We start from the raw sequence: 25,313 nt of genomic DNA on the forward strand, positions 1-25,313 counted from the left end.
CGACTCCTCAGTTCATGAATGAGAACATCGTTCCCGCATACAGACGAGAATGGCCTGGACCATAAGGGCCAGCCGTGAACATGTCAATAATCAAAGCTGCGGATGACTGCGGCCTTCTCCCCCGGCGCGGAAGGTCTCGTCGAAACGGTCGGACTCGACGGCCAGCAGGCGGCGCAGCGCCGGCGGCAGCGCGTCGGGAAGCGGACGTCCGCCACCGATTCGAGCACCGAAAAACCGGCAATCAACCGCTGGCGGACGATCTACTGCGCAGATCGCGTCACCGGCCCGCACGGCCGTCCTGGCCTCAGCTACTGGGCCTGACTCATTCGGTGCGCGGCACTGCGCATCAGTTCCTCGAGGCCACGTTCGCCTGCCGGTGTCTGCGCCCCGTTGCGCGGTCCTCGGCCCATCAACTGCTGAACGGCAGGCAAAGCGATCCGAGTGGCCCACGCCTCGTTCTCGCGGAGGAGTCCGGGCGTCCAGCTCCGCGCGGAGCTCGCGCATCATCGTCGCGTCGGGCGCGTTCACCGGCGGATTATCGAAGACGATCCGGGCGACGCCGCCTTCGATGCTCATGTGCAGGGTCGAGTGTCCATTGGTGGTCAAGATGTTCTCCATCAGTTATCGATAGGCATGTAGGTTTGCCATGCATACCTACCGTCGGCGACGCCGCTGGGACCGTCAAGAACGCACTCCGGGAGAACCAAGGGCCATGAGGGATACCGAACCGCACGGCGTTGACGCGGGAGTACGCATCGTTTTCCGGGCGGACTGCCCCAGCCGGCCGATCCTTGACCAGATAGCGGACAAGTGGTCGATGATGATCATGGCGCTGCTGGAGCAGCCCATGCGGTTCAACGAGCTGAAGCGCCGCTTGGAAGGTGTGACGCAGCGTGTCCTCACTCAGGCACTGCGCCGTCTTGAGCGGAACGGCATGATTCAGCGAAAGGTACTGCCGACCTCACCGGTCGGCGTCGAGTACTCGCTCACGGCGCTGGGCGAGTCCCTGCGCGAGCCTTTCGGGCACCTTTACAACTGGACTGTCGAGCACGGCGAGGAAATCCAGAACTGCCAGCGGGCGTACGACAGCAGGGCTGACACATAGCCGCCCGCTCAATCACCTGTAGGCATGTCATGTGAGGCCGGCCTCTGGTCTGGCGCAGATGGAGAACGCGGTCTGGGCCGACAGGGTGAACGCTGTCCGAGAGCCGGCGTCGGCCGTGGGTGTGCTCACCACGATGGTCCGGTCCTGGTCCGCAGCGGCTCGATCACCGATCAGAGTTCGTTGTCGACGTCCCGCAGCCTCGGCCGTGCCACCCCGCACCCCCAGTTCACCAGTCCAGGGGTGGTCCAATCAGAACACGTACATCCGGACGGGGTCGAAGTGCAGTTCGTAGGGCCCGAAGCAGTCGACTGCGAGAGTCGCGACCGGAGCGCCGCAGGGGCAGGCTCGGTTGAGCGCCGCTCATCACCTCCGGCACCCCGTCACCGGCCGCTTCCCGGCCGGGAAGCCGGCACCCGACCGTCGGCCAACGATGCCGCCGACCGCTGGGCGCGCCTCCTGCTCTCCGCAGCCGCTTCCCGCGAGCGCGCGTGCCTGCGGCCCCGTCCTGGGGTGAATGCGCTCTACAGGTAGCCACGCCGGCCGTTCGCATGAGGTGTGTCCGGGACCGCGCTGGTCGGCCCGGCGTGACACAGAGCCCTCCTGCGCTGGAGACTGCTCGTCAAATGCTGTGTGGCGCAGGTCACCCACCGACGGTTTCGCCGCTTTCGACCACCGCTCCTGACGAAAGCCCCACGCCGGATCGGCAGTGGCGCGGCTCGCGGGGTGAGCTGACTTCCGCTCGCCCCGCGCGGGTCAGCCCGGAGTCAGGTCGTGGGCCGGAGCCCGGCCGGGCAGGTACGACGTCTTCGTACCTGCCCGGCCACGAGGGTTGATGTGTTCTTGCCCGCTATGCGAAGTGCTCTTCGAGCTCGGCGGCGCGTGCGGGGTCGGGCCGGGGCACATGGCCGTAGTCCTCATCGGTGGATGCGTCCGGTCGACACACGGCGTCGGCGAGCTTCGTTGGCTCAGGGCCCGCGTCCACGTCCACCGCGTCCGTGTCGCGCACTACCTCTGAGGAGAGTCTGTCCAGATCGGTCGCGGCCTGGCGGCAGACCGGGCGGCCGTAGTACTGCGATCGCGCCCGGGACCCGGACTCGGCCTTCACCATGGGTGCGCAGTGATCCATCTCGTCCGTGGCCCGGCTGACCGCCAGTTGGGCGATGCGCTTCAGCGATGCCTCGCAGTCGAAGTCGCTGAACGCGTCGGCCAGCACTTCCGCCGTCGGCAGCGTCGCCTCGATGTAGGCGCGTTTGTCCCTTCTGCCGGTCGTACGACCTCCTCCTCTTCCAGGCTGCTCCCCCGGATGCCCAGTTCCCTGGCCAGACTTCGGCGTGCCGCGTGACTGACTGCTGGCTGCTGGCCGCTGGCCGCTGGCCGCCCAGCGCGTCGGCCTGCTCACTTCGGGCCGGCGCCTTCCCGGTGGGACTCTCGGTGGGCATGACGCCCTTCTTCCCAACCAGCTTGACAAACCGGAGCACCGTTCCGAATACTAATTGGAGCAACGCTCCACTTCAAGCTGGCCGAGGCGGAACGCTCCTGACCGCCTCGTCACGCGCCGGTCGAACCAGACCGCAAGGCGGCAGGGTCCGCAGAAGGGCAACCAACGCATCATGAGCACATCCGCCACCACCGCCGACACCTCGGGCTCGCCCGCCCCGGTCCTGTCCTACAGCCCGGTGGTGCTGTCCGTACCCGGACGTCCCGTGGACCTCCAAGTACGCGTCTCCGCACCCGAGACCGGCACCGGCCTGCCCGTCATCCTGCTCTCCCACGGTCAAGGCCCCTCGAACAACCTCTCCTCGCTGAACGGCTACGCGCCGCTGGTCAACTTCTGGGCCGCCCACGGATTCGTCGTCATCCAGCCCACCCACCTCACCTCCAGGACCCTGAGCCACCTGGTCGCCGACGCCCCCGGAGCGCCCTTCTTCTGGCGCTCGCGCGCCGAGGACATGACCCACATCCTTGACCGGCTCGACGAGATCGAGAAGGCCGTGCCGCTGCTGGCCGGGCGGATCGACCACACCAAGGTCGCCGTCGCCGGACACTCCTTCGGCGGCTTCACCTCCAGCACCCTGCTCGGAGCCAAGCTCACCGACCCCGACACCGGCAAGGAGGTGAACCTCCTCGAACCCCGGATCAAGGCGGGCGTGCTGCTCGCCGCGCCCGGCAGGGGCGACGTCCTCAACGGGCCCATGGGCGACATGCTGCCGGTCCTCGCGACCATCGACTTCTCCACGATGGCCACCCCCGCGCTGGTCGTCGCCGGTGACGAAGACGACTCCCGGCACTTCACCGACATGGGACCGGACTGGCACGCCGACCCCTACACGCTCGGCCCCAGCCCCAAATCCCTGCTCACCCTGTTCGGCGCGGGGCACGCACTCGGCGGGATCCCCGGATACGACGTCGCCGAGACCACGGACGAGAACCCCGAGCGGGTCGCCATGGTCGCGCGCCTCACCTGGGCCTATCTGCGCAGCGAGCTCTACCCCGGGGACTCCACCTGGCAGACCGTGCGCGACGCACCGGCCTCCGGCCCCGACCCGCTCGGACGGGTCGAATCCAAGTAGATCAGGCCGAAGCCCTCGCCATCGGCTCGGCCTGCGTCTGGGGCGAGCAACCCGAGCAGGTCGTGCGCGGTGCCCCTGCCGTTCACTCATCCCGGATATCGCGGAGAGCGGTCCGCGCTTCCTCACCCACCACCTGGTGCACGGCCATGCCCGGCAGGGTGGGCAGTTCCGCCCAGTGGGTGACGGGTTCGGCGCAGGGGCGGCCGTGGGGCAGGCGGACGACCCGGTCGGAGTCGACGAAGCAGTCGCGGTACTCGGTCCCGTCCGCGTCGATGTGGAGGGTGGTGAAGTACATGGGCAGCACCAGCCAGAAGTCCTGTCCGGACGTGGCATCGGGCTCTGCCTCGCGGTCGGGCGGGTAGCGGCCCGATGTCGCCGCCGCCACTGGCATACCGTCCCTCGGCAGCCTCTCGCGTGCGTCCACCCACTCCACCACCGCGTCCATCTCCACTCCCGGCTCGGGCCCGCTGTCGGATACGCCATTCTCGCCACTCAGACCCGATAGGTGCTCACAGCGGTATCCATTCGCTGGAGGTGGTGACCTCGTTGAGGACGTCGGGCAGCGGCTCGACGCCGAGGCCGGGGCCGGTGGGGACATTGAGGTGGCCGTCGGTGAGGACGAACGGCCGTGTGATGTCGGTGGCGAAGTAGCGGCTGGAGCCGGAGGTGTCGCCGGGGAGGGTGCAGCCCGGCAGGGCGGCCAGGGCGACATTGGCGGCGCGGCCGATACCGGTCTCCAGCATGCCGCCGCACCAGACGGGGATGCCATGGGCGCGGGCGAGGTCGTGGATGCGGCGGGCTTCGAGATAGCCGCCGACCCGGGCCGGCTTGATGTTGATGACGGAGCAGGAGCCAAGAGAGATGGCCGCCGCGGCGTCGGCGGCCGACTTGATGGACTCGTCCAGGCAGATCGGGGTGCGCAACAGCTTCGCCAGTTCGGCGTGCTGGACCAAGTCGTCGTCGGCCAGCGGCTGTTCGATCAGCATAAGGCGGAAGTCGTCCATCTGGACGAGGTGTTGAGCGTCGGCCAGGGTGTAGGCGGCGTTGGCGTCGACTTGCAGGAGCAGATCGTCATCGAAGCGCTCGCGCACGGCGCGTACGGGTTCGACGTCCCAACCGGGCTCGATCTTCAGCTTGATCCGGACGTAGCCCTCGGCGAGGTATCCCGCCACGGCGTCGAGGAGCGCGGGCACGGAGTCCATGATCCCGACGGAGACACCGCAGGGCACCCGGTCCCGGGCGGCACCCAGATAGCCGCCGAAGGACTCGCCGACGCCGCGGAGTTGGGCGTCCAGCACCGCTGTCTCCAGCGCCGACTTCGCCATGCGGTGGCCCGTGAAGGGCTCCAGGACGCGACCCACCGCCTGCGCGTCCAGGCCGTCCTTCGGCAGGGCGGGGATGAGGAACCTGCGCAGGACGTCCTGCGCACCGTCGACGTACTCGGAGCAGTAGCGAGGTTCGGACATGGCCGCGCACTCGGCCCAGCCCTCACGGTCGGCGGTGACGACACGGACCAGGAGCACATCGCGGCTGGTCTCCACGCCGAAGGAGGTACGGAACGGGGCGACGAGCGGCATCGCGATCCGCCGCAGCTCGACGCCGGAGATCTTCGTCTTCATGACTGGTGGCTCCTCTGTAGGCGGTCAGGAACGGGGTGTTGTGCGCTGGACCACGTAGTGGCGGCGTTCGTGGAAGCCGACGACGCGGGCGCCTTCGGCGAGCAGGCCGCCCAGGGTGTGCCGTACGGCCAGGCGCCAGGCCCGGGCGGCGCCGGGATCCGTGCGGCGCAGGGCCTCGATGTCGTCCGGGAGGTCGATGAGTACGGTGCCGGCGTCGGTTGCGGCGGTCTCCGGGCGGCCATGGTGGTTGCGGAGGCCGTGCGCGGCGCCGGGAGGCGGCTCGATCGTCCCGGGCGGGGCGGGCGCGGTGAGGTCCCAGGCGGCCAGGACCCGGTCGGACTCGTCGCCGCCGTTGACGGCGTCGTCCATCGCACCGTAGAAGGAGGTCAGATACTCCTCCGGCCGGGCGCCGAGCTTGACCAGGTTGAAATAGGCGTTGCGGCGGATGAGTGGGTCGTAGGTCCAGGTGATGCGCCGCAGCCGGCGGGCGAGTGCCCACTGCCGCTGGTGCGTCTTGAGGGCAAGGCCCACGCCACGCCCCATGACGGCGCCGGTGATGTGCGAGTGCAGGCTGGTGCCCGCGGGTTCGCCGAAGAAGGCGACGGAGGCACCGACCAGCCGGTCGTCCTCGTACGCTCCGGCCACGTAGTTGCCGGAGTGGGACAGGGCCCGCATGACCTCGGCGGAGATGGGCGAGCTGCTGCCGGGTTCGGTCCCCCAGATGTCGGCGTAGAGGAGATTGACGGCGTCGAAGTCCTCCATGACGTGGAGCTCTCGGACAGTCGGTACGTTCATCGCAGCGCTCCGAGGAGATGGGCCAGCAGCCGGGCACGGGCCGGCATGGTGGCGGTGATGACGTGTTCGTGGTCGGCGTGCGCACCATCGCCGACCGCACCGAGGCCGTCGAGCGTGGGGCATCCGGCCCCGGCCGTGTAGTTGCCGTCGGAGGCTCCGCCGACAGCCGCTTGGCGCAGCGGGCCGAGGCCGAGCCGTGCGGCCTGTTCGGCGGCCAGCTCGAACAGCGCCCGGGAGGCGCCGGGGGCCAGGGGCGGCCGGTTGGGACCGCCGCCGATTTGCAGTCGGGCGCCCGGGAACTGCGGCTCCAGGGCCCTGATGAGCCGGTCGACCGCCTCCTGCGCCGCCGGATCGGGCACGCGCACGTCCACGCTCAGCTCGGCCCGCGCGGGTACGGTGTTGTTCGAGGTGCCGGCCCGCATCACCGTGGGAGTGACGGTCGTCCCGGGCCCGGTGGAGGCGATGACGGTGTCGGCGACGTTCTGTAGAGCGAGGATCTGGCAGGCAAGTTCGGTGGCCGCGTTGATCCCCTTCTCCGGTTCGAGCCCGGAGTGGGCGGCGCGGCCGTGCACGGTGATGTCGTAGCCGGATACGCCCTTGCGGCTGGTCTTCAGGGCCCCTCCGGGGGCCGATGGCTCCATGACGAAGGTGGCCGAGCACTGGCGCGCGATGTCCTCGATGAGCGGGCGGGAGGTGGCCGAACCGGTCTCTTCGTCACCGGTGACGAGCACGCACAGGCCATCGAGGGAGGGCAGCGAGGCGAGGGCGTGGAACATCTGGACCAGACCGGCCTTCATGTCGAAGACCCCGGGCCCGCGGGCGACGCCCTGCTCGACCGACCAGGGCAGGGTCCTGATGGAGCCGGTCGGCCAGACGGTGTCGTGATGGCCCAGCAGCAGGACGCGCGGCGTGCCAAAGCCCCACTGGAGGTGGGTGACCCCCTCGATGACCAGCGTTCGGGGCGGGGCACCGAGCAGACGGCCGCCCTGCGCGGCGACCACCTGGCCACTGCGGGCCAGGGCCGCGTGGTCGGCCGAGTAGGACTCGCAGGTGACGAGTTCTTCGAGGTCCGCGAGCATGGCGTCCAGGGGCGGCGCACCGTCCGCCGGCGCGGAGAAGCGGTCATCATCGTGCGGCACGGGGTGAAACCTCCAGAGGCGGAACGACTGATGGGCCGGACGCAGGACGCCCGGGGCTCCGTCGGGCTGGCGCCGGCGTCAGCCCATGTGGGTGGTCATGAGCCGTCGCAGATTCCCGCCCAGGATCTTCAGGACGTCCTCCTCGGGCAGTCCACGGCGGGTCATTGCCTCGGTCACCAGGGGCATGTCGGCCGGGCCCGCCAGGCCGGGGAAGTCGAACAGGGGGTCCTCGTCGGTGTTCTCGCAGCAGGGTGGGGTGAGGTCCGCCGTGACCTCACGGAGAAAGTCCGAGCCGAGGCCGACGTGGTCGATCCCGGCCACGGAGGCGATGTGCTCGATGTGGTCGACGACCCGGTCGACGTTCACCTTCGCCTGGTCGTCGGTGAGGAAGTCCGGGACGAAGTTCACGCACACAACGCCGCCGGTGTCGGCCACCCCACGGATCTGGTCGTCGGTGAGGTTGCGGTGGTGGTCCCGCAGGGCGCGGGCGCAGGAATGGGTGGCGATCAGCGGGCGGGTGGTGAGCTCAAGGACATGGGCGACACCGCTCTCCCCCAGGTGGGAGATGTCGAAGAGCATGCCCAGGCGCTCCATTTCCCGCAGCGCCTCGATGCCGGGGAGGGTGAGCCGGCTGCCGGTGGCGTTCTCCCGGCTGCCGTCGGCGAGCGGGGTGCGTCCCCAGTGGGCGATCGAGGCGATCCGCACGCCGAGCCGGAAAAGGGTGGAGAACAGTTCGACGGAGGCGTCGATGCCCGGTGCGCTCTCCAGCGCGAGGACGAGGGCGATCTTGTCCTCGGCGAGGGCCCTGTCGATGTCCGCACCGTTGCCGCACAGCGCGACCTGGTCGGCGTTGGCCTCGGCGAGAACATGGCCGCACTCGACCATGCGGAGGGTCTGCCGCAGCGCTCCCTCGGGGCGGTACTGGTCGTCGACGAACACCGGCAGCACCTGGATGTCCACGCCGCCTTCGCGCAGTTGCGGCAGCCACCGGTCCCGGAAGTAGCCGCCCCAGCGCTTCGCGGGACGGGCCGCGACGGCCATGAGGAGGTCGTTGTGGGCATCGGCGACGACGGCGCGGTGACGCGGGTTCAAGGACACGGCGGAGCCTTTCGCGGGGACGGGAGCAGAGGTGACCCCGGCATGCCTGCGGGGGGGGCTCGGGGAACGTGTCCTCAACGTACGCACGGTGAGCCCCCGCGCCTTGGTCTCGCAGAACAAATCAGCAGGTCGTTGCTTGGACGTGTGGACAAAGCTCCGCCGCATAACAGATTGAACGAGACGGCTTGTTGGCCAGGCGCACAAACCATGCGTGAAATCCCTTGCCAGGCGCTGCATGCCCAGGGTCGGCCCATGCCCGATGCTGTGCGCAACTGGTTGCGCCACACGTAACCGCACGGGATGAAGGAGACTTGATGCGACGTAGGACAAGCGTTGTTGCGGCATTGGCGGTCATCGTCCCCCTGCTGGCTGCTCCCGCCGCGTCGGCCGCGGCACCGGGGTGCGACACGAAGCCCATAGAGAAGGCGTTGAAGGAACTGGGCAGCGCCGACGCCTCGGGGATCAGCGTGACGGTGAAGAGTCCAGGCTGCGGTGTGCGGAACGCCGGAGTCGGCCTCGCCGACCTGAGGACGGGACGTAAGGTCGTCGGCAATGAGCACAGCCGTATCGCCAGCAACACCAAGACCTGGGTGGCCACGGTCGTGCTCCAGCTCGTCGGCGAAGGCAGGATCAGGCTCGATGACACCGTCGACCACTATCTGCCGGGTCTGATCCGCACCGAACACTATGACGGGCGCAAGATCACGATTAGGCAGTTGCTCCAGCACACCAGTGGCCTGCCCGATTACCTGGAGGCGCCGTACTGGGAGGACGAGCTTGCGCACCGCTGGGATCACTTCGAGCCCCTGGACACGGTCCTACAGGCGTTGACTCTGCCCCCAGCCGACAACAGCACTCCGCACCGCTTCTCCTACTCCAACACCAACTACAACCTGGCCGGCCTGATCGTCACCAAGGTCACCGGCCGCAGCATCAGCACCGAGATCACAGAGCGGATCATCAAGCCCCTCGGACTGCGCCACACCTCCTGGCCGGGCGACCGGACCACGCTCCCCGAGCCGGACCTGCGAAGCTACGTGGAGCGGTCCGGGAAAGTGCTGGACTGGACGGAGTGGAACGTCTCCGCGGCCGACGCATCCGGTGCGCTGGTCTCCACCGGTGCCGACGTCACCACCTTCTTCACCGCGCTGATGTCCGGGAAGCTGCTGGCCCCGGCCGAGCTGGCCGAGATGAAGCGGACCGTTGCGGACCCCGAGGAGAGCGGCGGGCGCTACGGCCTGGGAGTCGAGCGATATGAGACCACCCCGGGCTTTGTCACCTGGGGACACAGCGGCTTCATGGAGACCGGCCACAAGCTCAGGAACGCTGTCACCGATGACGGGCGGCGGGGCGTGACGCTGCTGATCGGCTCGGAAGAGTTCAAGGAGGACAAGGTGGACTCCATCCTCCGCGAACTCATCCGCGACCTGCGCTGACCGGGGAGCGGCTGACGGGGAGCGGCCGTCAGGGACCATCCGACCAGGAGCCTTCGGCCAGAACCCTCAACTGCAACCAGAGGACCAGCCGTTCGTCGGGGTCCGCCAGGTCGATCCCGAGCTGCCGGCCGACCTGTTTCAGACGGTAGCGGCAGGTGTTGGGATGGACGGACAGCGTCTTGGCCGCGCCTGCCACGTCACAGCCCGCGTCGAACCAGGACATCAGGGTGCGGGCGTAATCGGTGCCGTGCTCGGCGTCCGCCGCCAGCACCCGCCGCCAGGCACCCGCCCTCAACTCCCGCCGCTCCCCCATCACATCGCGCAGCCGCAGCAGCGTCACCCGGGAACGCACCTCGGCTACGGTGGCCACCGGCAGATCGTCGTTCAGCAGCCGCAGTACCAGGTCCGCGTCCGCACGCGAGTCCGCCACCTCGCCGAGGTCGGGCACCACCTCGCCGAGCGCCGCCCGTACCGGCACCCGCAGCGACCGCCCGGCCCGGCGCACGATGTCCTCCGCCAACTGCCGGTGCCGCCGGTCGGCCGTCCTCTGCTCCTGCGTCGTACGCTCCCCGCCCTGCTTCCCGGGAGCGGGCAGCAAGGCGTACACCACCCCGTCCAGGAGCACACACCCATGCTGCCCATGGCGGGCCTCACACTGAAGGCGCACCACGTCCAGCAGCCTGAGCAGGGTCCGCTCGGCGTCCGGCACACTCGCCGATGAGTCCAGCACGAACGCGGCCACCCGGACCGCGTCCCACCCCAGGCGGTGCGCCGCCGTCGAGGCATCCGCCGAACCCTCCAGCAACCGGCGTATCAGGTAGGTGTTCTGATCGCGAGCCAGTTCCCGGGCCACGCGGGCGCGCAGCAGAAGCAACGCCGCCGTGGACGCCCCCTGGGCCAGGGTCTCCTCCACGCCCGCGGCCAGCGTGCCGCCGTCGACCACCCAGATCGAGCCGAGCGTCTCGCCACCGGCCCGCACCGCGACGGCGAGCCGCGGCAGCTCCCCCGCGGTGAGCGGAGGCAGCCGCACCGGCCCGTCCGAGCCGAACACCAGCCGGACCTGGTCCTCGTTCGCCACACCGTCCGGGACCTGAAGGCCGAGGATGCCCTGGCGGCGGTCCTCATCGACCGGCTGACCGGGCACCGTGGAGTAGGCCAGAATCCGCTGGTGCGGGTCCTCCACAGATGTGGCCCCGCCGGTCGCCGCCGCAATCGCGTCGGCCAGCGCGAACAGGTCACCCGGCCCACCTCCGGGGGCGGACCGGGCGCCGATCGCCGAGGCCAGCATCAGATACACATGGTGCCAGGACACCTCCTCGTCGACCGACAGCAGCGCCACACCATACGCTTCGGCCTCCCCGACCGGCCCGTCCGCGCCCCGCACCACGACCCCGGTCACCCCGGCCGCCGCCGCGGCCGGCACCAGCGACCCGGCCGCGGCTGCCCGCACCCCGACCGCCAGCAGCAGGGCCCCGGGCGCATGCGGGAGCGGGACGTGCGCGTCATACAGCAGCACCTCGGTGACCGGGGTGGCGGGGCCGGCGGGCGCGGTGTGGAGCCGCAGGGCCAAGCTGTCGACGAGATCGCCGAGCGTACAAGCGTTCAAAGGTGCTCCTCAAAGCCCCGGCCCGGACGGGCCGCTGCCGGAGAGGATATTTTGTCTCCCGCAAGCGCCCGGCCGATTGGCCGATCGCAACTCGCTGTCCACCGGGGGCGTGGGTTCCCGGAACATGCACCAGGTGCGGGGGCCACCGCCGGGGAGGGGCACCTCGGCCGTGACGGCGCAGCCGAGACGTTCGTAAAACCACACGTTGTCCGCCTCCGAGGTCTCCAAGAACACCGGGCCCCCGCGCGTTCGGCCCGGCCGAGGAAACCGGTGCCGGCCGACGGCTGACCATCCTCTTCACCCCTCTTCTTCCTCCGCGTCGCCGATGGCGACGCGGAGGTCGTGCATGCTCTGCTGGACCTCGATCACGGCCTGGTCGCGGAGCACTGTCCAGACCAGCCGGTGGCGGCCACCACCTCGCGAGCGATGTCCACGACAGGTCTCCCGTCCGTCTCCACCCGCACCGCATCCGCGGGGAGGCGCTGGTCCAACAACCGCGCCTTGCGGGCACTGCCTTCCAGCTCCTGCTCCAGCTCCGAGCCGAGTTCCCGGCGCACCAGCCGCTCGCGGGCGGTGGCATCGGAGGCGGTGAGAAGGACCCGCACGATCCGCACCCCCGCCCCCATGGCCCGCTGGAACATACCGGTCGTCTCGGGCAGCACACTGAGAGTGTTCGTATAGATCAGTCGGTGGTAGCCGCGCCGGGTGAAGTTGGCCCACACGGCGGTCAGATTGCTCTCGGTGATCTCCGAACGGTGAGGGTCCCCCTCCGGGGCCGGATGCACCTGCCCCATGAAGTCACCATCGATAACCGCGTGAGAGACCGCCGCGGCCCGCAGCAGCGCCGAGACCTCCCATCCCACCGTCGTCTTGCCGACTCCAGCCCGTCCGCCGATGAGCAGCACTTCCGCAGGATCCATGGAGGCAGCGTGCCAGCTCGCACCGTCTCATGCGATCCGATATCGATCAGCCCCACGTGCCACAGGCACCACCAGCAAAATCACGATCGACGCCACTGCCTGGACCGACACACCGACGAACAGAACTCCGCCCCGGCCGGGGCCGAGCAATGCTCAATACCTGTGGATCACTCCTGACGGAGGGAGGCGTACCTTCCCGATGGATCGATCGACAGGTCATCGAGCAAGGCCGACGTTGTAGCGTCGGTCGGGAGGGCACGCCCGTGCTTACGGTAGTCAAGGAGGACGGCACCACGCCAAGCGGCAGCTCGCTGCTGGATGAGATCGTTCGGGAAGGCGCACGGCGGATGCTCGCCGCCGCACTGGAGGCCGAAGTCAACTCCTGCACAGCGGAGTTGGGCGACGAAAGCGACGGCAATGGGCACCGTCTGGTGGTGCGCAACGGCTATCACGGGCCCCGGCGGGTCGCAACCGGGGCCGGTGTGGTCGAGGTGAAGGCACCGCGGGTGGGCGACAAGCGCGTCGACGAGGCCACGGGCGAGCGCAAGCGGTTCGTCCGCCTGGAGGAGGCCAAGGCACAGCTCGTCGAAGGCCCCGAGGCGGTCGCAGCGTGAGCACCCTCGCGGCCCAGGCCATCACCACCAGGCGGCTGGACCTGCTGCCGCTGCATGTCGAGCACGCCGAGGAGATGGCCGCCGTACTGTCCGACCCGGCCCTGCACACCTTCATCGGCGGCACTCCGGACACCCCGCGAGCCCTGCGCTCGCGCTACCAGCGCATGACCGCGGGCTCTCCCGATCCGGCCGTCTCCTGGCTGAACTGGGTGATCCGGCTCCGTGACAAGGCCGACCTGACGGGCACTGTCCAGGCGACAGTCAGCCCCTCCGTCCACGGCCCCATCGCCGAGATCGCCTGGGTGGTGGGAACCCCGTGGCAGGGAAGAGGCTTCGCTACCGAAGCAGCCCAAGGACTCATCGGCTGGCTCAGCCAGCAGCCGGTGCACACCGTCATCGCCCATATCCACCCCGAACACCGGGCATCCGCCGCCGTGGCCACTGCCGCCGGGCTCACGCCCACCAACGAATGGCACGACGGCGAGATCCAATGGCATCGGAGCATCAGACGGTGACTTCGCCAATCCACAGATCTTGACCATTACTCGCCGGGCCCCGGCCTCAGCCGTTGCCACCAAGCCGGGTCTCAAAACTGCTCAGGGCCGGGGCTTGAGAAACACGCACCGAGCGCCCTGCACGGCTGTACCCCATTCCATCGCGGCGACGTGCCGAGCCAGTGGCCGACTCGCGGTGGTACGGGACTGCGCCCACACCGCTATCACGGCGGGCCCGGTCCTGGGCACCGCCGCGACGAGTGACGCAGCGGGCAGGGCGCCCTCACGGCCCCGCCCGGTACCGGCCGCGTGGCCAAGCCGGGTCCGGCAGGAGGCGTGCGGCCATGTTCGACAGCTCCGAACCGAACGAGCGGCTCCACGCATCATGAATGAACACAGGCTCGGCACAACGATTGACACACCAGATGCCGCGGTCTACCTTCCGATCGATTCACCGAACTCAGTTCGAAATATCGGCCAAATCTGGTGTCGAGCTACATATCTCATGTCCTCGACGCTCTCACAAGCGCAGCCGCTCACCCGGCTCATGCACCTCCCTTGGAGACCAAGATGAGTGCGATGCCCCGCCCCCGCCCCCAGCCGTCCCGCCGCCGCTTCCTCGGCATGGCCGCCGCCACTCCCCTGGCGGCGTCCAGCGCACTGGCCCTCGGCGCCGGAACAGCCCACGCCACCGACTCGGCTTATGCGATGTGCTACTTCACCGAGTCGACCAGCCTCGGCGAGGGCACCGACTACGGCCTGCACCTCGCCGTCAGCACGGACTCCCTCAACTGGACGCCGCTGAACCAGAACAACCCCGTGGTCACCCCCACCGCGGGCGCCCTCGGCCTGCGCGACCCTTTCCTCGTGCGCAAACAGGACCGCACGTTCGTCGTCCTCGCCACCGACCTCAAGGGGACCGACTGGAGTTACAACAGCCAGTACATCCATGTCTGGGACTCCACCGACTTACGCACCTTCACCGGCTACCGGCGACTGAAGCTCCACGACATGACCACTCATAGCTGGGCCCCCGAGGCGTTCTGGGACGCGGGCAGAGGGCAGTACGCGGTCATCTACTCCTCGGTCAACTCCAGCGGCCACAACGTGATCATGGTCAACTACACCAGCGACTTCGTCACCGCCTCCGCCCCGCAGGTCTTCTTCGACCCCGGCTACGACGTGATCGACGGAGACATGGCCGTCGGCGTCAACGGCTACAACTACTTGTTCTTCAAGAAGAACCAGACACTGGTGGCCGCCCGCTCCACCTCCCTGAACCCGGGTAGCTTCACCGAGTTCAGCACCGGTATCGCGCACGGCGGCACCGAGGCCCCGACCGTCTACAAGTCCCTGACCTCGAACACCTGGTACCTGTGGGGCGACACCTACACCCCCAACGGTGTCTTCTACGCCTGGCGGAGCACCGACCTCGCCTCCGGCACCTGGACCGCGCTCGACCAGAAGGCTTACACCCAGCCCGTCAACTCCAAGCACTGCGGCATCACGACGATCACCACGACCGAGTACAACAACCTGATCGCCAAATGGGGTTCCCCGGTCTGGAACCGGCTGAAGTCGTACAACCACCCAGCCCGTTACGTCCGCCACTCCGACTACGCCGGCCGCATCGACACATACCCCTTCGACCCGTACACCGACTCGCTGTGGAAGCTGGTGCCGGGCCTCGCCGACAGCTCGGGGGTCTCCTTCCAGTCGGTCAACTACCCCACCCGCCATCTGCGCCACTACAACTACCAACTCCGGCTCGACGTCAACGACGGGACATCGACGTTCGCCGCGGACGCCACCTTCTACCGCACGGCCGGCCTGGCCGACTCAACCTGGACATCCTTCCGCTCGTACAACAACCCCACCCGCTACATCCGCCACTCCGACTACGTCCTGCGCATCGACCCCGTCTCCACGGCGACCGAGCAGCAGGACGCGACCTTCCGTGTCGGCCACTGAGCACCGGCGTCCTTCCGCTTCCAGCGGTGCAGTGCCGTCCACCAACTGATCACCCGGTGCCACGCGAAACTGGCCAGGGAGCTCGCCGAAGCGCGTTCCCCTTTAGGCGCGGCCGCTCCGATCCTGCTGCTGTTCTCCCGGGTGCTCCAAGGGCTGGGCGCCAGCGTGGAGTACACCACCGCCTCCCAGTTCATGCTCGAACACGAGCCGGGCAGCCGCCGCCGCAACTATCTGGCGGGCCTGATGAACGCCACCTGCCCGGTCGGCTCCCTGCTCGGCTCCGCCGTCTCCTTCGTGCTCATCATCACCATGCCGGCGTCGGCCTTCGAGAGCTGGGGCTGGCGCATCCCGTTCCCGCTCGCCATCCCCATCGCGGCCGTTGGCTTCTACATCCGCAACAAGCTCGATGAGACAACTGAGTTCGAGGAGATGAAGCGCCAGATCGCCGCCGCCGAGGCAAAGCAGGCACCGCTGAAGGACGCGGTGCGTCTCTACTGGCGCGACATGCTCAAGGCCATCGGCCTCGGCGCGGGCCAGCGCATCGGCTCGTACACCATTCAGGCGTACTTCGTCACCGCCCTGATCACTGCAGGCTTTCCCACCTCGCTGGCGCTGCTGGCCTCCATGCTCACCTATGCCGTCGGTCCACTGCCCAGCGTCCGGGGCGGCGTACTCGCGGACCGCTACGGCGCCCGGCTGCCGCTGCTGGTCGGCTACGGCCTGTTCGTGGCCCTCACCGTGCCGACTTTCATGGCCATCGACAGCGAGTCCACCGTCCTTGCCGCCATCGCCGTCGTGGTGTTCACCATCATCAACAACCTGGTGGCCGCGCCCCTGAACATCGCCTATGTACTGAGCTTTCCGCCCGAGGTGCGCTCCAGCGCGGCGGCACTCAACTTCGACATCGGCACCTCGCTGATCGGCTCGACCGCCGGCCTGGTCGCGGTCTGGCCGCACGACCTGACCGGCGATGACATCAGCTTCGGCTGGTACATGACGGCCGCGTGCGTGGTGTCCATCCTGGACGCTCTCTTCGCTCTGCCGGCATCGGTCGACTACCGCGAGCCCGACTGGTCCAAGGCCCCTTGGCGATGCGAAAGCCCTCACTGGAGTCCAGCTCCTGAAGAGCGGCGTTTGCGGCCTGCGATCTTCTTGTCCGCGTCGTCCTGGCCGGCCGCGGGCACGTTGATCGCGACCTCGGCCAAGCCCGTGCCCACACCGAAGGTGAACAGCCCCAGGAACACTGCGGGCGCCCAGGCGGTAAGGCTGCCGCAACCCGGACGCGGGGATGCCTCATCGACGCGACACTGGAGCCCATCACGGTGCGCGGCGCGCTCTGGCAATCGCACGCGCACGCAGGGCCCCGCGAGGGCACGCGGGCCCGTCCCCCGACAGGGCTTGCGTCGAAGAGCGCCGGCCTTCGCTCCACAGGGACCCCGCGCGCAGGGGGACGTGGCCGCTGCCGTCCTCCGGACCCGCTCCGAAGAAACCATGCCCGCAAGCCCAGGACCTGCGTCTTCGGACTGAGCGCGGGCCTTCGCCTCTGTCCTCGGCGCCCCGCCGATGACACAGCCGTCAGCTCATCGCCCCCGCCGCCCCCCGGTGCACATTGTGTGTATTGCTTCTGGCCAGGACCGCTCACGTTGCGTATGTGCTGCGATCGCGTGACTGCCTAGTGTCTCCAGAAGCCGCCACGGTGAGGACGGCTTATTTCAGCTCCTCAGAATCACCGGATACAGGTCTGGTGAACATATATCAACATATATCGAGCACACAGGGCTATGCGGCCTGATCCCTATGGAGGCGATATGACGGGGACCGCGGTAACGTACGACTACGTTGTTGTGGGGGCCGGCTCAGCGGGCTGTGCGCTTGCTGCCAGGCTCTCCGAAGATCCGGACGTGACAGTGGCTCTGGTCGAAGCCGGGCCACCCGCCACAGGGCGTCTGTTTGAGATTCCCGCGCTGTTCTCGCAGCAGCTCAAGACGGCGTACGACTGGGACTTCGCCACGGAGCCCGAGGGGCATCTGGGCGGACGCAGGATCTATCTGCCGCGTGGGCGGGCGATCGGCGGAACCAGCTCGATGAACACCATGCTCTACGTCCGCGGCCACCGCTACGACTACGACACATGGGAGCGGATGGGGAACCCCGGCTGGGGCTATGACGATGTCCTGCCGTTCTTCAAGAAGTCCGAGGACAACCAGCGCGGAGCCAACGCCTTCCACGGCACCGGGGGCCCGCTGACCGTCAGCGACCCGGTCTCCGTCCATCCGCTGCTGACGGCCTGGGTGGAGGCGGCCCAGGACGCCGGCCACAAGTCCAACCCCGACTTCAACGGAGCCGAGCAGGACGGTGTCGGCTACCACCAGGTCACCCAGCGCAACGCGCTGCGATGCAGCAGTGCGGTGGCGTTCCTCGAGCCGGCGGCCGACCGCCCGAACCTCACCATCCTCCCTTCGACGACCGCCCTCCGCCTCAGCTTCGACGGCACCCGCGCCCAGGGACTGGAGGTCGACCACCTGGGCACCGTTCGACTGATCCGGGTCAACCGTGAGGTCGTGCTGTCCCTGGGCGCCTACAACTCTCCCCACCTGCTGCTGCAGTCCGGCGTCGGCCCCGCGGACGAGCTCGCCCAGGGGGCATCACGCCTCTGCATGACCTGCCGGACGTGGGACGGAACATGCAGGACCACGCCGGGTGCTTCATCAGCTTCTTCAGCGACACCGAGCCCCTTCTCGGCCCGGACACCTCGCGCGAGGAGCAGCGGCTGCGTGAGCGGGGTGATGGACCTATGGCCTGGAACGAGGTGGGCGGTTTCTTCAGTACCAGCGATGACCTGCCGGCTCCGGACATTCAGGTGCACGCCGCGCTGGGCATCGTCCGTGACGAAGGACTTGCGGCTCCGCTTGAGCCGGGTATGTCCTTCGGGCCGTATGTCGCGCGTCCGAGCAGCCGCGGTTCCGTGCGCCTGCGGCACTCACACCCCTACGCCAAGCCGCGCATCGTGCACAACTATCTCGGTGACGAGGACGACCGCAGGCGGCTGCGGGAAGGCATGCGCATCTGCATGCGCATCGCCCGCGAGTCGCGGCTCACCGAGGTACTGGAGTCCGACCTCCGCGGGGCCGCGGATGCGGGGCTGGCTCCCGTATCGGACCGCGACCAGGACATCGACGACTTCATCCACACCCAGTCGTTCTCGTTCTACCACCCGTCGGGTACGTGCATGATGGGCAAGGTCGTCGATTCCGAACTCCGCGTGCACGGGCTGGACAACGTCCGTGTGGCAGACACTTCGATCATGCCGTCCCTGGTCACCGGAAACACCAATGCGCCGGCCATCATGATCGGGGAGCGGGCAGCCTCGTTCATCCGCTCCGCAGGGCGGTGACGAATCTACCCGGCCAGGCCCGCCGATGGAGACAGGGCTGTCGAACTCATTCACCGGCAGTGCACCGACGAAGCAGATCGATCCCGCCGAGAAGACCGAGCCCTGGCCGGGCACCTGCGACAGCGTCATGTCCGCCCGCACCAACGGGTTCTTCGGCCCACCCACATCCTTGCAGGTTTCGGTGCAGCACTCGATCGCGGGCTGAAAACTGTCATCGTGTCCGATCGAGGACGCCAGGACCACGGGCTCCGGCGCGTTTTATCGGGTCGGGAGCCAGGTGTCGATGGCTGCGGCCAGTTCGTCGAGTCCGGTGAAGACGTGTCCGCTCATACCGGTGGCCCGTGCCGCGCGTACGTTCTCTTCGCGGTCGTCGACGAAGAGGAAGTCGGCGGGCGCGGCCCGCATGGAGACCACGCAGTGATGGAACGCCGCTGGGTCTGGTTTCGCCGCATTGATCTTTCCGGAGAAGGCGGCGTAGTCAAGGTTCTTCAGCCAGGGTTGTGCGGCGAGGAAGACGTCCGCGTGGTCCGCAGGAATGTTGGACAGCAGGGCGACCTCGGCGACCTCCCTGAGGGACTGAACATAGGCGACCATGCGGTTGTCGACGCGTGACCAGTTGTCGATGTCGGCGAGCCGCAGCTCCTCGATCATGTCGGCGTCGACGGGGAGTGACAGCCACCGCAGCACGGCCGTCCAGTACTCGGGCGCGGACTGCCGCGCGGCATCGTAGGGCGGGCGGCAGGCCCAATATGCCTCGGCGAAGGCGTCCGCGGGTGCGTCGCACCGGGCGGCCATCTCCGCCAAGGCGCCCGGGCGTTGGTGGAGGGCGATGACTCCGAAGAGGTCGAACAGCACGATCCGTCAGTCGGTGAACATGACGGTTCCTCCGAGGTGCAGCCGTTTTCGGCTCAGGGGCGGGGGTCCAGGACGCGGGCGAGCGAGTCGAGGGACGCCAGGGCGTCAGGGCCGGTGGGAGTGAGGACAACGCTGGTCGCGCCCGCTGTGTGGCGGGCTGTGATCGCTTCCCGTGCCTGGTCGGGGGTGCCGGCGATGCTCAGTTGGCGGACCCAGGCGGCGGGCATGGTCTGAGCGAATTGCCGGGCGTCGGCGCAGGCAGCGCGGTGTTCGCGCAGCCGCGTGGCGAACGGCAGGGGGTCGATATGAGCAGCCCAGGCCGGCTCGCCGACGGCGCTCAGGCCGTCGCGGACGCGGGCGAGAGCGGCGTCCTCGTCGTCATCGACGGCGGCGGCGTCGTAGGTGACGACTTCAGGGGCGCTCGTATCGGAGACGCTGCCCAGGTGCCGCAGTGAGGAGGCGATGTAGGCGGGGGCCGCGGGCTCGGCCAGAAGGAGACCGTCGGCCACCTCGCCCGCGGCCGCCTGCGATTTGGGGCCGCGTACGCCGAGGACGATTGGGGGGACGAGGTCGGGGGTCTCGGTGATGACGACACCTTCGCAGCGCACATAGCGGCCGGCCGCCGGGCCGGGCTCGCCGCGCATGAGCAGGCGCAGCGCGGTCGTGTACTCCTTGATCAGCGTCAGGGGGCTGGCGGGCCAGGCTCCCGCCTGACGCATCCAGTCGGGCATGCCGTGGCCGATGCCGGTGATCAGGCGGCCGGGGTAGAGCTGGGCGAGGGTGGCCAGTTCCATTGCGGCGAAGCACACGTTGCGGGCGCCGGCGGGCATGATGCCGATACCGACGGTGATGCCGGTGGTGCTGGCGAGGATGGGGCCGGCCTGGGCGAGTGCGCCGCGCCAGCCGAGGTCTTCCACCACCCATACCTGGTCGAACCCCAGCTCCTCGGCCCGCCGGGCGTAGGGCAGCACGTCCCGGACGGGCAGGTCCCGGGGAAGCATGATCCCGACACGGCCGCGAGCGGGGGTGGTATCGGTCTCGGGCATCAAGGGCTCCTTCTGGTGGCGGTGGGTTCTCCCCCACCGGTCCGGCGGCCGCGCGGGGCGAGCGGAGGGGCCGGTGTGCGGCACGGTGTCAGGGGCCGTGCCGTAGAGGCGGTCAGTGGCTGCTCCGTGCCATCTCGCGCGTGCGGTCGGACCGGTCGGATCGGGCGCGCGGGATTCGGGCGGCCGCAGCGGTGATGGCGCACAGCGCGGTCAGCGGCACGAAGGCGTGGTTGAGGGTTACGAGATGAGTCGGCCGGCCGATGGCGGCGGGCCCGGAGAGCATGCCGTGGTAGCCACGCGGGCGTTCATGCTCACGTCGAGACACCCGTTGCGGAGGCCGAAGACCAGCAGGACACCCGCCGGCATCCAGGGGCCCCGGGCCAGGCCGGGCAGTCCACAGCCGTGCCGCACAGGACGAAGCAGACGAAGTTCGCCACACGGGCGGACCGAAGCGAGCGTTCCATGCCGACCACCATAACGAACTTATTTTGTGATTGGAACGCCATGAAACGAACAGCTTGCTTGTGCGTTTCGAGGTGATGTTCAATCGCGGTATGAGCAACGCAGACCGACACAGGCTGATCGCCCAGGCCGTCGGAGAGTCGGGCAGTGCCACGGTCCAGGAACTCGCCGCGCTGACCGGCGCCTCGGAGATGACCATCCGGCGCGACCTCGACACACTGGCCGCCCACGGCGTCCTCGAACGCGTCCGCGGCGGGGCACGGACCCTGCTGCTCAGGGGCGAGGAGCCGCCCTTCGCGCTGCGCGCCCACGAAGCCGTCGACGCCAAGCGCCGGATCGCGGCCGAGGCGTCCTCGCTCATCGCCGACGGCGAGACCGTCCTCCTCGACAGCGGCACCACGTGTCTGGAGGTCGCCCGTCTGCTGCGTGGCCGGCGGGTCACCGTGATGCCCCTGTCACTGCAGGCCATACACGTACTCGGCGACTCTCCGGGTTCGACCACGCTGATGGTGCCGGGCGGACGGCCCCGCGCCGCCGAGGGGGCCCTGACCGGCCCCCTCACGCTGGCGTCCCTGGCGGCACTGCGCTTCGACACCGCGATCGTCGGCTGCTGCGGCCTGAGCGCGGCCGAGGGCCTGACCGCCTACGACCTCGACGACGCGGCGGTGAAGAAGGCCGGCATCGCCTCCGCACGCCGCATCGTCGCCGTCGCGGACGGCAGCAAAGTCGGCCGCACCGCCTACGCCCACGTCGGCCCCTCCACGCTCCTGAACACCCTCGTCACCGACGCCACGGCACCTGCCGACGAGGTGGCCGCGCTCGAAAGCGGCGGCACCGCCGTCAAAACCGCCTGACGAGTCCCTTGTGGTCGGCAATCCTTCAGAGTCAATCGGCACCGCAGTGAGCTCTCCCGCACAGAATCGCGGTGCTCATAGTGCGCTGTTCAATGACCGACCATTGCTCACTTCGTGCATGCCCTACGCGCAGGGGACTGTTTAGCCTCTTCAAGAACCACTCCGGGCAAGACCTTTCCATGCTCGGCCTCACATCCGGAGGGTGTCACCCAAACCGGCCCAAGTTGAGCCCAGCAACCCAGCTCGTCGAAGTAAAAGCTGCCGCGTTCAATCGGCCGCAATGGACAGCATTCCCCCATCCACCGAACAAGCGTAAAGACACCGAAAGGAAGTCAAATTGATGGACAGCTCGGTCTCGCAGGATTACACGCCCGCGGAGCTGCGGCCGGACTCCCTGATCTCGGTCGGAACCGCGGATGAGATTGACACGGATGTCCTGATCATCGGCTCCGGCATGGGCGGCGCCACCCTGGCCTGGGCCCTGAAGGATTCCGGGCACCAGGTGCTGGTCGTCGAGCGCGGCAACTTCCTCCCCCGCGAGCCCGAGAACTCGCAGCCGACCGAGATGTACCTGAAGGGCCGGTACAAGAACGCCGGCTACTGGTACGACGGCAGCACGGGAAAGCCGTTCGCACCGGGCGTGTACTACTGGGTCGGCGGAAACACCCGCTTCTACGGCGCCATGCTGCCCCGCTTCCGGCGCAGCGACTTTACCGAGGTGGAGCACCACGAAGGCACCTCGCGGGCGTGGCCGTTCACTTACGAGGATCTGGAGCCTTTCTACAGCATCCTGGAGCATCTGCTCCAGGTGCACGGTCAGACCGATGAAGACCCGACCGAGCCGCCGCACTCGCAGACCTACCCCTACCCGGCGCTCAAGCACGAACCAGTGGTCGAAAGGTTCGCCGGGTCATTGCGCAGGCAGGGCCTGCACCCGTTCCACGCCCCGAACGCGCTGAATGTGCGTGGTCAGGACGACCGTGCTGCCGTGGCCACCGCGGATGGCTGCCCAGACGAGACCGGGATGAAGTCTGACGCGGAGAACAGGATTCTGCTGCCCGCGCTGAGCGGCGGTGTGAAAATCATGACGGGAGCGGAGATCACCCGGCTGATCACCTCCTCGGACGGCCGCAAGGTTGTCGCGGCCGAGGCACGACATGCGGGCCGCACCGTCCGCATCAGCGCCAAAAGCTTCGCCGTAGCCGGCGGCGCGGTCAACTCGGCAGCGCTGCTGCTGCGCTCGGCCGACGACGCGCATCCGCGGGGGCTCGGTAACTCGTCAGGGCTGCTGGGCCGCAACTACATGGTCCACAACAGCACGTTTTTCATGGGCGTCAACCCGCTGCAGATCAACCCCACGAAGTGGCAGAAGACGCTCGGGGTCAACGATTTCTACGAGGCGGGCCCGGGGACGCCTTTCCCACTCGGCAACCTGCAGATGCTGGGTAAGCTTCAGGCTCCGATGCTCAAGTCCGCCCGCCCGTGGGTACCGATGCGGGTCCTGAAGTTCATGTCGGACAGGAGCATCGACATCTACTTGACGACCGAGGATCTCCCGTCGCCGGAGAACCGGGTCCGGGTGGATGGTGACCGGATCCTCATCGACTGGAAGCCCAACAACCTCCAGCCGCACCACAAACTCGTGCGCCGGGTCACCAAAATGGTCCGTAGGGCGGGCTATCCACTGATCTTTACCCAGCGCATGGGTATCGAGACCAACTCGCACATGTGCGGCACTGCCGTCGCAGGCCACGATCCCGCGGAGAGCGTCCTCGATCCCTTTTGCCGCAGCCACGATATCGAGAACCTCTGGGTGACCGACTCCTCGTTCTTCCCATCGTCCGCCGCGCTCAACCCGGCCCTGACGATCGGCGCCAACGCGCTGCGCGTCGCTCCGTCGATCGCACAATCTACCAAGAGCTGAACCGGATTTTGCGTCATGAAATTTCGGAAGCCGCAGGTGCGGGTTGCGAAATTTGGTATCAGGTACGTCGAGGCGTCGGCTTGCGCAGCAGATCGTAGCCTCGGACTGCGAGCTGTAGACGCTGCTGGTTTTCGATTTGAGTAAGGTCGATTCCGAGGATCTCGGACAGCTTTTCGAGGCGATGATAGACCGTCCGCCGCTGAATGAAGAGCACGTCTGCTGCCCGTGCTTTGTTGCCGCCGCAATCCAGGAAGGTCCGCAGAGTCGGCAGTAGCGGGTTCTTCGCCAGGGCGTCGTGCTCGAGCAGCGGTCCCAGTTCGTCCTCGACGTAGCGTGTCAGTTCGGGTCCTTCGGAGAGCGCCACCAGCAGACGAAGCGCTCCCAGGTCATCGAAATGCCGCACTTGCGGCTCCATGGCGGCTGCTGCCACTGAGGCGGCGCTGCGGCTCTGCCTCAGCGCAAGCGGCAATGCCGCCGGTGGCACGACGCGGCTGATGCCACCTCCGACGCCGTGGTCGCTCAATGTGATCCGCACCTGACTCGGGTCACTGCCGGCGGGAAGACCGACGACCGCCGTGTCGAAATCCCCGGTGTCGCCGACGACGGCGGGCCAGTCGGCGTCATGGAACAGCCGGGCAAGGGTGTGGTCCTTGAAGGGTTGGCCGTCCCCCGCGCACGCCGTGACGACAATCAGGTCACGCCCACGGAGGTCCTGCCCGAGCGCCAGACCCAGACTGACGAACTTCTCCCCGGTGATGTCGCCGAGCAGGAGCCGGTTCAGGAGGGCTGTCTGGCGCTGGGCCGAGCGCGCCCCGTGCTCTCTCTCACTCAGCAGAGTGATCGCTACTGCTGCGGCTGCCCGTTCCAGCGTGCGCAGATCGGTGCGGCTCGGCTGCGCCTTGCCGTGCAGAAGGTGCAGCCAGCCCCACTCCTCACCCCGAAGGATCACAGGCTGGCGTGCGCAGGACACGACATCGCGGAACGACGCCGCGGCAGCGTTCCGCATGAGCCTGAAGTACCACTGGCTGATCGGAGGCAGTTTCCTGGAGCACCCTGCCGGTGAGGGGGTGAAGTACCCCTACGAGGTCTCCATCACCGACACTGGCCATGAGATCACGGCAGGGGTCAGGGACTTCCGCGTGGCTTCTGAGCAGTACTACATGTCGGTCGACCCCAACAACCACGTCCTGGCGCAGACCACCTTCACCGGTGAGCATCTGCCCTGGCTGGAGGGTAAGACCATTCCCCAGGCATGGATCCGGACCTGGGGCCGGGGCCGGGTCTTCTACAGCGCGGTCGGACACGATCTCGATGACCTGCAGAACCCCGACGTGACCCGGCTGTGCACCCAGGGCTTCGCCTGGGCCGCCCGCCGGGGTCAGTGACCGCAAGCACCGAACCGAACTGAGTG

23 protein-coding genes and 2 pseudogenes are annotated in these 25,313 nt (G+C 68.3%); 13 read left to right on the forward strand and 12 right to left on the reverse strand.

All coding sequences use genetic code 11. From position 1 onward, the window contains the following. Positions 1-90 precede the first annotated feature (90 nt). Entirely contained in the window at positions 91-618 is a 528-nt protein-coding gene (locus ACK1X7_RS00480; protein WP_413114485.1) for a hypothetical protein, read from the reverse strand. Positions 619-712: 94 nt separating this feature from the next. On the opposite strand from ACK1X7_RS00480, the gene ACK1X7_RS00485 reads away from it, so the two are divergent. Further along, positions 713-1,105 carry a winged helix-turn-helix transcriptional regulator gene (locus ACK1X7_RS00485; RefSeq protein ID WP_413114486.1) on the forward strand — a complete coding sequence of 131 codons (393 nt, stop codon included), beginning with the start codon at positions 713-715 and terminating at the stop codon, positions 1,103-1,105. Positions 1,106-1,952: 847 nt separating this feature from the next. Here the strand turns inward: ACK1X7_RS00485 and ACK1X7_RS00490 are convergent. Beyond that, on the reverse strand, positions 1,953-2,318 hold the full coding sequence (locus tag ACK1X7_RS00490; RefSeq protein WP_390795354.1) for a hypothetical protein: 366 nt from the start codon (positions 2,316-2,318) through the stop codon (positions 1,953-1,955). Positions 2,319-2,715: 397 nt separating this feature from the next. On the opposite strand from ACK1X7_RS00490, the gene ACK1X7_RS00495 reads away from it, so the two are divergent. After that, on the forward strand, positions 2,716-3,675 hold the full coding sequence (locus tag ACK1X7_RS00495) for an alpha/beta hydrolase family protein (protein WP_390795353.1): 960 nt from the start codon (positions 2,716-2,718) through the stop codon (positions 3,673-3,675). Positions 3,676-3,757: 82 nt separating this feature from the next. Here ACK1X7_RS00495 and ACK1X7_RS00500 read toward each other — a convergent pair whose 3' ends face one another. From ACK1X7_RS00500 to ACK1X7_RS00520, 5 genes are all read right to left on the reverse strand, one after another. Then, positions 3,758-4,120, reverse strand: coding sequence for an AQJ64_40280 family protein (locus ACK1X7_RS00500; protein ID WP_216341830.1), 363 nt, complete (start codon positions 4,118-4,120; stop codon positions 3,758-3,760). A gap of 64 nt (positions 4,121-4,184) precedes the next feature. After that, entirely contained in the window at positions 4,185-5,294 is a 1,110-nt protein-coding gene (menC, locus tag ACK1X7_RS00505) for an o-succinylbenzoate synthase (protein ID WP_413114487.1), read from the reverse strand. A gap of 24 nt (positions 5,295-5,318) precedes the next feature. Continuing rightward, the gene (locus ACK1X7_RS00510; RefSeq protein ID WP_385158160.1) at positions 5,319-6,089 is read right to left on the reverse strand and encodes a GNAT family N-acetyltransferase; all 771 of its coding nucleotides are present in this window, start codon (positions 6,087-6,089) and stop codon (positions 5,319-5,321) included. Next, on the reverse strand, positions 6,086-7,168 hold the full coding sequence (locus ACK1X7_RS00515; RefSeq protein ID WP_385158164.1) for a M20 family metallopeptidase: 1,083 nt from the start codon (positions 7,166-7,168) through the stop codon (positions 6,086-6,088). The genes ACK1X7_RS00510 and ACK1X7_RS00515 overlap by 4 nt, the downstream gene beginning before the upstream one ends. 138 nt (positions 7,169-7,306) lie before the next feature. Then, entirely contained in the window at positions 7,307-8,326 is a 1,020-nt protein-coding gene (locus tag ACK1X7_RS00520) for a dipeptidase (RefSeq protein ID WP_413114488.1), read from the reverse strand. A 314-nt stretch (positions 8,327-8,640) separates the two neighbouring features. Between ACK1X7_RS00520 and ACK1X7_RS00525 the strand changes: the two genes are divergently transcribed. Next, on the forward strand, positions 8,641-9,762 hold the full coding sequence (locus ACK1X7_RS00525) for a serine hydrolase domain-containing protein (RefSeq protein ID WP_385158245.1): 1,122 nt from the start codon (positions 8,641-8,643) through the stop codon (positions 9,760-9,762). A 28-nt stretch (positions 9,763-9,790) separates the two neighbouring features. Here ACK1X7_RS00525 and ACK1X7_RS00530 read toward each other — a convergent pair whose 3' ends face one another. Further along, the gene (locus tag ACK1X7_RS00530; RefSeq protein WP_413114489.1) at positions 9,791-11,368 is read right to left on the reverse strand and encodes a PucR family transcriptional regulator; all 1,578 of its coding nucleotides are present in this window, start codon (positions 11,366-11,368) and stop codon (positions 9,791-9,793) included. Positions 11,369-11,733: 365 nt separating this feature from the next. Further along, complete coding sequence (locus ACK1X7_RS00535) at positions 11,734-12,288, reverse strand: AAA family ATPase (RefSeq protein WP_413114490.1); 555 nt, start codon at positions 12,286-12,288, stop codon at positions 11,734-11,736. Between the two features lie 263 nt (positions 12,289-12,551). Here ACK1X7_RS00535 and ACK1X7_RS00540 point away from each other — a divergent pair. The 7 genes and pseudogenes from ACK1X7_RS00540 to ACK1X7_RS00570 form a co-directional block, all read left to right on the forward strand. Beyond that, positions 12,552-12,842: pseudogene (locus ACK1X7_RS00540) on the forward strand (IS256 family transposase); the annotation flags it as partial. Positions 12,843-12,898: 56 nt separating this feature from the next. Continuing rightward, complete coding sequence (locus tag ACK1X7_RS00545; protein ID WP_413114491.1) at positions 12,899-13,417, forward strand: GNAT family N-acetyltransferase; 519 nt, start codon at positions 12,899-12,901, stop codon at positions 13,415-13,417. A 549-nt stretch (positions 13,418-13,966) separates the two neighbouring features. After that, a complete protein-coding gene (locus ACK1X7_RS00550) occupies positions 13,967-15,367 on the forward strand; it encodes a glycoside hydrolase family 43 protein (protein WP_390795347.1) in 1,401 nt (466 codons plus the stop codon). Between the two features lie 126 nt (positions 15,368-15,493). Then, positions 15,494-16,894: an MFS transporter gene (locus ACK1X7_RS00555; RefSeq protein WP_413116836.1), complete on the forward strand. Its 1,401-nt coding sequence runs from the start codon at positions 15,494-15,496 to the stop codon at positions 16,892-16,894. Between the two features lie 281 nt (positions 16,895-17,175). Then, a pseudogene (locus tag ACK1X7_RS00560) lies at positions 17,176-17,937 on the forward strand (GMC family oxidoreductase); the annotation flags it as partial. A gap of 113 nt (positions 17,938-18,050) precedes the next feature. Continuing rightward, the gene (locus ACK1X7_RS00565; protein ID WP_413114492.1) at positions 18,051-18,761 is read left to right on the forward strand and encodes a GMC family oxidoreductase; all 711 of its coding nucleotides are present in this window, start codon (positions 18,051-18,053) and stop codon (positions 18,759-18,761) included. Between the two features lie 25 nt (positions 18,762-18,786). Next, positions 18,787-18,966, forward strand: a complete 180-nt coding sequence (locus ACK1X7_RS00570; RefSeq protein WP_385154815.1) for a hypothetical protein — start codon at positions 18,787-18,789, stop codon at positions 18,964-18,966. Between the two features lie 53 nt (positions 18,967-19,019). Here the strand turns inward: ACK1X7_RS00570 and ACK1X7_RS00575 are convergent, their stop codons facing one another. Both ACK1X7_RS00575 and ACK1X7_RS00580 read right to left on the reverse strand, forming a co-directional pair. Next, positions 19,020-19,619 (reverse strand): HAD-IA family hydrolase, encoded by a 600-nt coding sequence (locus ACK1X7_RS00575; protein ID WP_385154830.1) that lies wholly within the window; start codon positions 19,617-19,619, stop codon positions 19,020-19,022. A 50-nt stretch (positions 19,620-19,669) separates the two neighbouring features. After that, a complete protein-coding gene (locus ACK1X7_RS00580) occupies positions 19,670-20,662 on the reverse strand; it encodes an LLM class flavin-dependent oxidoreductase (RefSeq protein WP_413114493.1) in 993 nt (330 codons plus the stop codon). Between the two features lie 554 nt (positions 20,663-21,216). Between ACK1X7_RS00580 and ACK1X7_RS00585 the strand changes: the two genes are divergently transcribed. Together ACK1X7_RS00585 and ACK1X7_RS00590 are read left to right on the forward strand one after the other, a co-directional pair. After that, complete coding sequence (locus ACK1X7_RS00585; protein WP_385154821.1) at positions 21,217-21,978, forward strand: DeoR/GlpR family DNA-binding transcription regulator; 762 nt, start codon at positions 21,217-21,219, stop codon at positions 21,976-21,978. Positions 21,979-22,318: 340 nt separating this feature from the next. Further along, complete coding sequence (locus tag ACK1X7_RS00590) at positions 22,319-23,902, forward strand: GMC oxidoreductase (RefSeq protein ID WP_413114494.1); 1,584 nt, start codon at positions 22,319-22,321, stop codon at positions 23,900-23,902. A 58-nt stretch (positions 23,903-23,960) separates the two neighbouring features. Here the strand turns inward: ACK1X7_RS00590 and ACK1X7_RS00595 are convergent, their stop codons facing one another. Next, positions 23,961-24,908, reverse strand: coding sequence for a PucR family transcriptional regulator (locus tag ACK1X7_RS00595; RefSeq protein WP_390795982.1), 948 nt, complete (start codon positions 24,906-24,908; stop codon positions 23,961-23,963). On the opposite strand from ACK1X7_RS00595, the gene ACK1X7_RS00600 reads away from it, so the two are divergent. Then, complete coding sequence (locus ACK1X7_RS00600; protein WP_390795983.1) at positions 24,907-25,287, forward strand: ThuA domain-containing protein; 381 nt, start codon at positions 24,907-24,909, stop codon at positions 25,285-25,287. The two genes, ACK1X7_RS00595 and ACK1X7_RS00600, sit on opposite strands and share 2 nt — an antisense overlap. Positions 25,288-25,313 lie beyond the last annotated feature (26 nt).

Source organism: Streptomyces sp. CY-1 (assembly GCF_047218265.1).
GTDB classification, from domain to species: domain Bacteria; phylum Actinomycetota; class Actinomycetes; order Streptomycetales; family Streptomycetaceae; genus Streptomyces; species Streptomyces niphimycinicus.